Here is a 6,672-nt window from a genome sequence, read left to right as displayed (position 1 = left end):
TGCGCCACCTGCGGCATGTCCGGCGTCACCAGCTCGACGGGAACGGCTTCCTGCGGCGGCGGGATCTCGCGGCCCGGCAGGCGGATGAGCAGCATCAGCCCCAGCAGCGCGTGCAGCGCCGCCGAGACCGCAGCCCAGAAACGAAGGCCGGAACGGGCCATGGCGATGTTGCCGTATTCCTGCTCAGCGGCGCGGTGGCGCGGGCGCCGGTTGCGGGGCCTGCACCGCCGCCGGGCGGCCGGAGGGCTGCTCGGCCAGCAGGGCCACGCGGGTGAAGCCGGCGGAGGAGACGGTGCCCATCACCTCCATCACCCGGCCGTAGTTGATGCCGCGGTCGCCGCGCACGAAGATGCGGCGCTGCTGCTCGCCCGGCTTCTGCTCGCGCATGATGGCCTGGAGCTGCGGCACGAGGCCCTCCAGCGGCACCTCCGTCTCCTGCAGGAAGATGCGGCCCTCGGCGTTGACCGAGATGGTCAGCGGCTCGGTCTCCTGGTTCAGCGCCTGGGCGTTGGTCTTGGGCAGGTCGATCGGCACGCCGACCGTCATCAGCGGCGCCGCGACCATGAAGATGATCAGCAGCACCAGCATGACGTCCACCAGCGGCGTCACGTTGATCTCGGCCATGGCGCGGTAGCGCCCGCGCCGGCCATTGCCCCCCGGGCCCCCGCCTCCGCTGGACATGCCCATGGTGTCAGCCCCGCTCCTCGGCCTGGCGGGAGAGGATGGCGCCGAACTCGGCGGCAAAGCCCTCCAGCCGCGCCGCGAAGCGCGCCAGGTCGGTGGTGATCTTGTTGTAGGCCAGCACCGCCGGGATGGCGGCGACGAGGCCGATGGCGGTGGCGAACAGCGCCTCGGCGATGCCGGGGGCCACCACGGCCAGGTTGGTGTTCTGCATGCCGGCGATGGCGGAGAAGCTGTTCATGATGCCCCACACCGTGCCGAACAGGCCGATGAAGGGGGCGACCGACCCCACCGAGGCCAGAAACACCATCCAGCGCTCCAGCCGGTCCATCTCGCGCTGGATGGCCACCGTCATGGCGCGCTCGGCGCGCTGCTGCATGCCCACCGTGGCGATCTCACCGCCGACGCTGCGCTCCCACTCCCGCATGGCGGCGCCGAACACGGCGGCGATCGGGTGGGTGGGGCGCTCGCCCTCGGCCTGGTGCAGCGCCTCCAGGCTGCCGCCGGACCAGAAACGGTCCTCGAAGGCGTCCGCCGCGCGGTTCACCCGGCGCAGGCTCGTCACCTTCTCGAACACCACGGCCCAGACCCAGACGCTGGCCAGCAGCAGGCCCAGCATCACGGTCTTGACCACCCAGTCCGCCTGCAGGAACAGGCCCCAGAGGGACAGATCGTGCGCCATCTGGCCGAGGTTGGACGCTGTCACGCTGTCACCCACGGCAATCTCCTTTTCCTACCCGGCCGGCGTCTCCGCCGGCCCCCTCGCCGGACCGTCCGCCATCGCGGCCTGCCGGAACACGCCGCGCCAGGGCTCCGGAATGGGCGCGGGGCGCATAGCCTCCCCCCGCACACAGACCAGACCGACCTGGAGCCGCGCCTTGACCCCGCCCCCCTCGCCGATCACGTCCTGGGCGAGGTCCACCGAGGCGCCGCCGGAGCGGAGCACGCGGGTTTCCACGATCAGGGAATCGTCGAGGCGGGCGGGGGCCACATACTCCACTTCAACGCGCCGCACCACGAGCATCGAAGAGTAACGTGCTATGAGAAGTTGATGCGGCAAGTTTATGGCACGCAACGATTCTGTCCGCCCCCGCTCCGCCCAGCGCAGATAGGTGGCGTGGTAGGCGATACCGCCGGCATCCGTATCCTCGAAATAAACCCGGACCGGCAGGCGGTGCGGCCAGCTCAAAACCCGCCTCCCAGCAGGTCCGGCTGGCTGCCGGCCGGCGGGGCGAGGCCCAGATGCCGCCAGCCCGGATCGCCCAGCACGCGGCCGCGCGGCGTGCGCAGCACGTAGCCCTCCTGGATCAGGTAGGGCTCCACCACATCCTCCAGCGTGTCCCGCCCCTCGGCCAGCGCGGCGGCGAGCGTCTCGACGCCGACCGGCCCGCCATTGTGGTGCTCGGCGATGCGGCGGAGGTAGCGGCGGTCCATCGAGTCGAGGCCACGCTCATCCACCTCCAGCCGGTGCAGCGCGGCATCGGCCATGGCACGGTCCGCCGCCTGGCCGGAGACCAGCGCGAAATCCCGCACCCGCCGCAGCAGCCGCCCGGCGATGCGCGGCGTGCCGCGCGAGCGGTTGGCGATCTCGCGCGCCCCCTCCTCGGTCAGCGCGAAGCCGAGCTTCTGCGCGCCGCGGCGGACAATCAGCAGCAGCTCCTCCGGCGTGTAGAACTGCAGGCGCAGCGGGATGCCGAAGCGGTCGCGCAGCGGCGTCGCCAGCAGCCCGGCGCGGGTGGTGGCGCCCACCAGGGTGAAGGGCGGCAGGTCGATCCGCACCGTGCGCGCCGCCGGCCCCTCGCCGATGATCAGGTCGAGCTGGAAGTCCTCCATCGCCGGGTAGAGGGTTTCCTCCAGCGCCGGCTGCAGGCGGTGGATCTCGTCGACGAACAGAACGTCGCGCGGCTGCAGGTTGGTCAGGATCGCGGCCAGGTCGCCGGCGCGTTGCAGCACCGGGCCGGAGGTGGCGCGGAACCCCACCCCCATCTCGCGCGCCACGATCTGCGCCAGCGTGGTCTTGCCAAGGCCGGGCGGGCCGTGCAGCAGCACATGGTCCAGCGCCTCGCCACGGGTGCGGGCGGCCTGGATGAAGATGGCCAGGTTCTCGCGCGAGGCCTTCTGGCCGGTGAAGTCGTCCAGCGTCTGCGGGCGGAGGGTGGCCTCGGCCGCATCCTCGTCGCTGCGCTGCGGATCCGAAATCCTGTCACTCATTTTTCTGTCCGCTGCCGGTCAGGGCCGTGAAGGGATCGCTGCGGCCCGGCGGCGGGGCGGCGGGCAGGGAATCTCCCGGGGGCGTTCATCGGGGGGCCAGCTCCTTCAGCGCCTCGCGGATGAGGGCCTCCAGCGCGGCGTCGTCGCCGAGGCGCTCCGTCACCCGCGCCACGGCCGCGCCGGCCTCGGGGCGGCGGATGCCGAGATTGACCAGCGCCGAGATGGCATCCGCCTGGGCGCGGCCGGCGGGCGGCAGCTCCGGCGCCGGAATGGCCACGGAGAAGCCCGAGCCGGTGGGCAGCGCCCCCACCTTCTCCCGCAATTCGGAAACGAGGCGGATGGCCAGCTTGGCCCCTACCCCGGGCGCCCGGGTCAGCGCGCCCTTGTCGCCGGCCATGATGGCGCGGGCAAGGTCGGCCGGGGCCAGCGCCGAGAGCAGCCCCAGCGCCACCTTGGGCCCGACGCCCTGGATGGCGGTCAACGTCCGGTACCAGTCCCGCTCCGCCACGTCGGCGAAGCCGTAGAGCAGGATGGCATCCTCCCGCACCACCGTCTCGATCAGCAGCGAGCCGGTGCCGGGCGGGCGCGGCAGGGCGGAGAGCGTGCGCGCCGAGCAGGCGATCAGGTAGCCCACCCCGTTCACGTCGAAGATGCAGCCACCCTCCAGCGGCGTGTCCAGCCGCCCGATCAGCTTCCCGATCATGCGCGGACCTTCGCCAGCACCAGGTTGGTGGAGCGGTGGTGCGCGTGGCAGATCGCCACCGCCAGCGCGTCCGAGGCATCGGCGCGGCGCAGCGTGGCGCCGGGCAGCAGGCGGCGCACCATGTCGGCCACCTGGGTCTTGTCGGCATGGCCGGTGCCGACCACGGCGCGCTTGACCTCCATGGCCTGGTATTCCGCCACCTTCAGCCCGGCCATGGCGGGCGCCAGCAGCACCACGCCGCGCGCCTGCCCCAGCTTCAGCGCGGCACCCGGGTTCTTGTTGACATAGGTGTGCTCCACCGCCGCCTCCTCCGGCCGCCAGAGATCCATCAGCGCGTTCAGCGCGCGGTGGATCTGGCACAGCCGCTCGGCCAGGGAGAGCTCGGTGGTGGTGGAGATCACGCCATCGGCGATGTGGCGCAGCCGGTTGCCGCTGCTCTCCACCACCCCCCAGCCGGTGTGCTGGAGGCCGGGATCGAGCCCCAGCAGGCGGACCACACCGCTCATGGCCGCCTATTCCGCCGAGAGCTTGGCCAGCACGGCCTCGGGCAGCTCGAAATTGGCCGTCACCGCCTGCACATCGTCATGCTCGTCCAGCACGTCGATCAGCTTCAGCACCGAGCGTGCCTTCTCCTCATCCAGCTCGACCGAGATGTTGGGGCGCCATTCCAGCCTGGCGCTCTCCGCCGGGCCGAACTTCTCCTCGAGCGCGTCGCGGACGGTGAACAGGTCCTCGATGGCGGTGCGGATCTCGTGGCCTTCCGCGCCGCTCTCCACATCGGCGGCGCCGGCCTCGATGGCGGCCTCCAGCATGGTGTCGGCATCCGCCACGGCGGCGGGGTAGCGCACCACCCCATTGCGGTCGAACTGGAAGGAGACCGAGCCCGTCTCGCCCAACGCGCCGCCATACTTGGAGAAGGCGGAGCGGATGTCGGAGGCGGTGCGGTTGCGGTTGTCCGTCAGCGTCTCGACGATGACGGCCACGCCGGCCGGGCCATAGCCCTCGTAGCGCACCTCGACATAGTCCTCGCCGCCGGCGCCGCCGCTGGCCTTCTTGATGGCGCGGTCGATCGTGTCCTTGGTCATGTTGGCCACGCGCGCTGCCTGCACCGCCGAGCGCAGCCGCGGGTTGGCGGCCGGGTCCGGCAGGCCCTGGCGGGCGCTGACGGTGATCTCGCGGATCAGCTTGGCGAAGATGCGCGCGCGCTTGGCGTCCTGCGCGCCCTTGCGGTGCATGATGTTCTTGAACTGGGAATGGCCGGCCACGCGCTGCTTCTCCGGTATTCTCGTGATGTTCCGGGGGTTTGGTCCTATACCGCCGCCGCGCGCCGGATGCGAGGGGGGCCGCCAGGATTGCCCCTCCGCATTGGCCCCTCCGCATTGCCCCTCCGCGAGGGCCGCCCTAGCATCCGCCACTTCCCGGGCAGGAGCCGATGATGAGCCACGACCCCCACGCCATCACCACCCACGAGGCGCTGCAGGCGCACTACACCCCGCCGCGCGAGCTGGTGATGAAGAAGGTGGCCGACCGGATCGACCCGCGCACCGCCGGCTTCATCGCCGCCAGCCCCTTCTGCCTGCTGGCCACCTTCGGCGCGCGCGGCCCCCATTGCACGCCGCGCGGCGACGCCCCCGGCTTCATCGACGTGCTGGACGAGACGACGCTCGCCCTGCCCGACCGCCGCGGCAACAACCGCATCGACGCGCTGCGCGACATCATCGACAACCCGGCGGTGGCGCTGCTCTTCCTGGTCCCCGGCGCGGGGGAGACGCTGCGCGTGGCGGGCACCGGCCGCCTCACCGCCGACCCGGCGCTGCGCGAGCGCTACACCATGCAGGGCCAGGTGCCGGCCACCGTGCTGCTGGTGGAGGTGCGCGAGGTGTTCATGCAGTGCCAGCGCGCCATCCTGCGCGCCAGGCTGTGGGGCGAGCGGGAGCGGCCGCGCGCCGCCCCCAGCATGGGCGAGCTGCTGGCCGCCCACACCGGCGGGCTGGTGGATGCCGGGAAATACGATGCCGAATCGGCCCCGCTGGTGAGCAAGGTCCTCTACTGACGCGATGACCCGCCCCGCTCCGGCGGGCGGCGCCGCGGCGGGCTTCCACGACCCGGGCTGAGCCGGCGCATCCGCGCCATGCCGGCCCGGCGCTATCCACATGCCCTGCGGCATTCTATTCCGGCGCCTTGCCCGCGAGCCGGAGACGAGACCGACATGCCGCAGCCCAAGGCGCAGAACAAAGGCCGCATACTCTACGATGACGGCATCGTCGTCATGCGCCGGGTGCGTCAGGCGGCTCCGGTGGATTCGATCGTCGTGACCTTCCCCGGCTACGACCAGACCGACATCACCCTCCCCGGCTTCGGCGAGACGCTGCTGCACGGCGCGGGCTACGACCTGATCTGCGTGCAGAAGCGCAGCAACAATGGCTACCAGTCGATGAGCCGCGAGGCCTTCGACAAGGCCGTGAAGCCGACCCTGTCGCGCTACCGCCGGATCTGCTTCTACGGCACCAGCGTCGGTGCCTATGCCGCGCTGTATTTCGGCCGCGGGCAGCGGGCCGATATCCTCTCCCTCTCCCCCCGCAACAGCCTGCACCCGATCTATGCCGAGGTCCTGGGCCGGCGCGGGCCACAGGGCACGCCCTTCACGCATGAGCCGCTGGAGGCGGGCGAGAGCCGGGCGAAGCGCGTGACCGTGGTCTACGACCCCGTCCCGCGCACCGACAGGCTGGAACATGCCGACCTGCGGCTGCTGCGGGAATGCGTGGAGCCGGCCTTCCCGCAGCTCACCCATGTCTCGCTGCGCCACACCGGCCATCCGGTCGCGACGGCGCTGGCGGAGGTGCATCTGCTGCGCCCGGCCGTGCTGAACTTCATGCGCGGCCACGCCTTCAACGTCACGCCCTTCCGGCGGATGAAGGGGCGCTCGCCCTACTACATGCTCAACCTCTCGCGCTGGCTGGAGAAGCACGGGCGCTGGCGACAGGCCGAGGCAGTGGTCGACCGCGGCCTGCGGCTGTTCCCCGCCAGCGGCTTCCTGAAGGCCCAGAAGGAGCGGCTGGCGCAGGAGCGGGCAGCGC

9 protein-coding genes are annotated in these 6,672 nt (G+C 71.7%); 2 read left to right on the top strand and 7 right to left on the bottom strand.

Going from position 1 to position 6,672, the window contains the following annotated elements; genetic code table 11:
- Positions 1 to 183: 183 nt before the first annotated feature.
- The 7 genes from tolR to ACZJYS_RS21535 all read right to left on the bottom strand — a co-directional run bounded on the left by tolR (position 184) and on the right by ACZJYS_RS21535 (position 4,860).
- Positions 184 to 687: a protein TolR gene (gene tolR / locus ACZJYS_RS21565; protein WP_109515269.1), complete on the bottom strand. Its 504-nt coding sequence runs from the start codon at positions 685 to 687 to the stop codon at positions 184 to 186.
- Between the two features lie 4 nt (positions 688 to 691).
- On the bottom strand, positions 692 to 1,399 hold the full coding sequence (gene tolQ / locus ACZJYS_RS21560) for a protein TolQ (RefSeq protein ID WP_245906051.1): 708 nt from the start codon (positions 1,397 to 1,399) through the stop codon (positions 692 to 694).
- Between the two features lie 15 nt (positions 1,400 to 1,414).
- Positions 1,415 to 1,870, bottom strand: a complete 456-nt coding sequence (locus tag ACZJYS_RS21555) for a YbgC/FadM family acyl-CoA thioesterase (RefSeq protein WP_379652362.1) — start codon at positions 1,868 to 1,870, stop codon at positions 1,415 to 1,417.
- Complete coding sequence (ruvB, locus tag ACZJYS_RS21550; RefSeq protein ID WP_493180268.1) at positions 1,867 to 2,892, bottom strand: Holliday junction branch migration DNA helicase RuvB; 1,026 nt, start codon at positions 2,890 to 2,892, stop codon at positions 1,867 to 1,869. The genes ACZJYS_RS21555 and ruvB overlap by 4 nt, the downstream gene beginning before the upstream one ends.
- An 85-nt stretch (positions 2,893 to 2,977) precedes the next feature.
- Positions 2,978 to 3,595 (bottom strand): Holliday junction branch migration protein RuvA, encoded by a 618-nt coding sequence (gene ruvA, locus ACZJYS_RS21545; protein WP_493180267.1) that lies wholly within the window; start codon positions 3,593 to 3,595, stop codon positions 2,978 to 2,980.
- Positions 3,592 to 4,092 (bottom strand): crossover junction endodeoxyribonuclease RuvC, encoded by a 501-nt coding sequence (ruvC, locus tag ACZJYS_RS21540; RefSeq protein WP_181377979.1) that lies wholly within the window; start codon positions 4,090 to 4,092, stop codon positions 3,592 to 3,594. Before ruvC ends, ruvA begins: the two co-directional genes overlap by 4 nt.
- 15 nt (positions 4,093 to 4,107) lie before the next feature.
- Positions 4,108 to 4,860, bottom strand: a complete 753-nt coding sequence (locus tag ACZJYS_RS21535; RefSeq protein ID WP_109515264.1) for a YebC/PmpR family DNA-binding transcriptional regulator — start codon at positions 4,858 to 4,860, stop codon at positions 4,108 to 4,110.
- A gap of 170 nt (positions 4,861 to 5,030) precedes the next feature.
- On the opposite strand from ACZJYS_RS21535, the gene ACZJYS_RS21530 reads away from it, so the two are divergent.
- A complete protein-coding gene (locus tag ACZJYS_RS21530; protein WP_493180266.1) occupies positions 5,031 to 5,648 on the top strand; it encodes an MSMEG_1061 family FMN-dependent PPOX-type flavoprotein in 618 nt (205 codons plus the stop codon).
- 156 nt (positions 5,649 to 5,804) lie between these two features.
- The coding region (locus ACZJYS_RS21525) for a hypothetical protein (protein ID WP_493180265.1) at positions 5,805 to 6,672 on the top strand (868 nt) is incomplete at its 3' end.

The sequence above is a fragment of the Roseomonas sp. TS2 genome (assembly GCF_058833935.1).
Note: the sequence above shows the minus strand (reverse complement) of the source record. Positions and strands in the feature narration are given on the sequence as shown.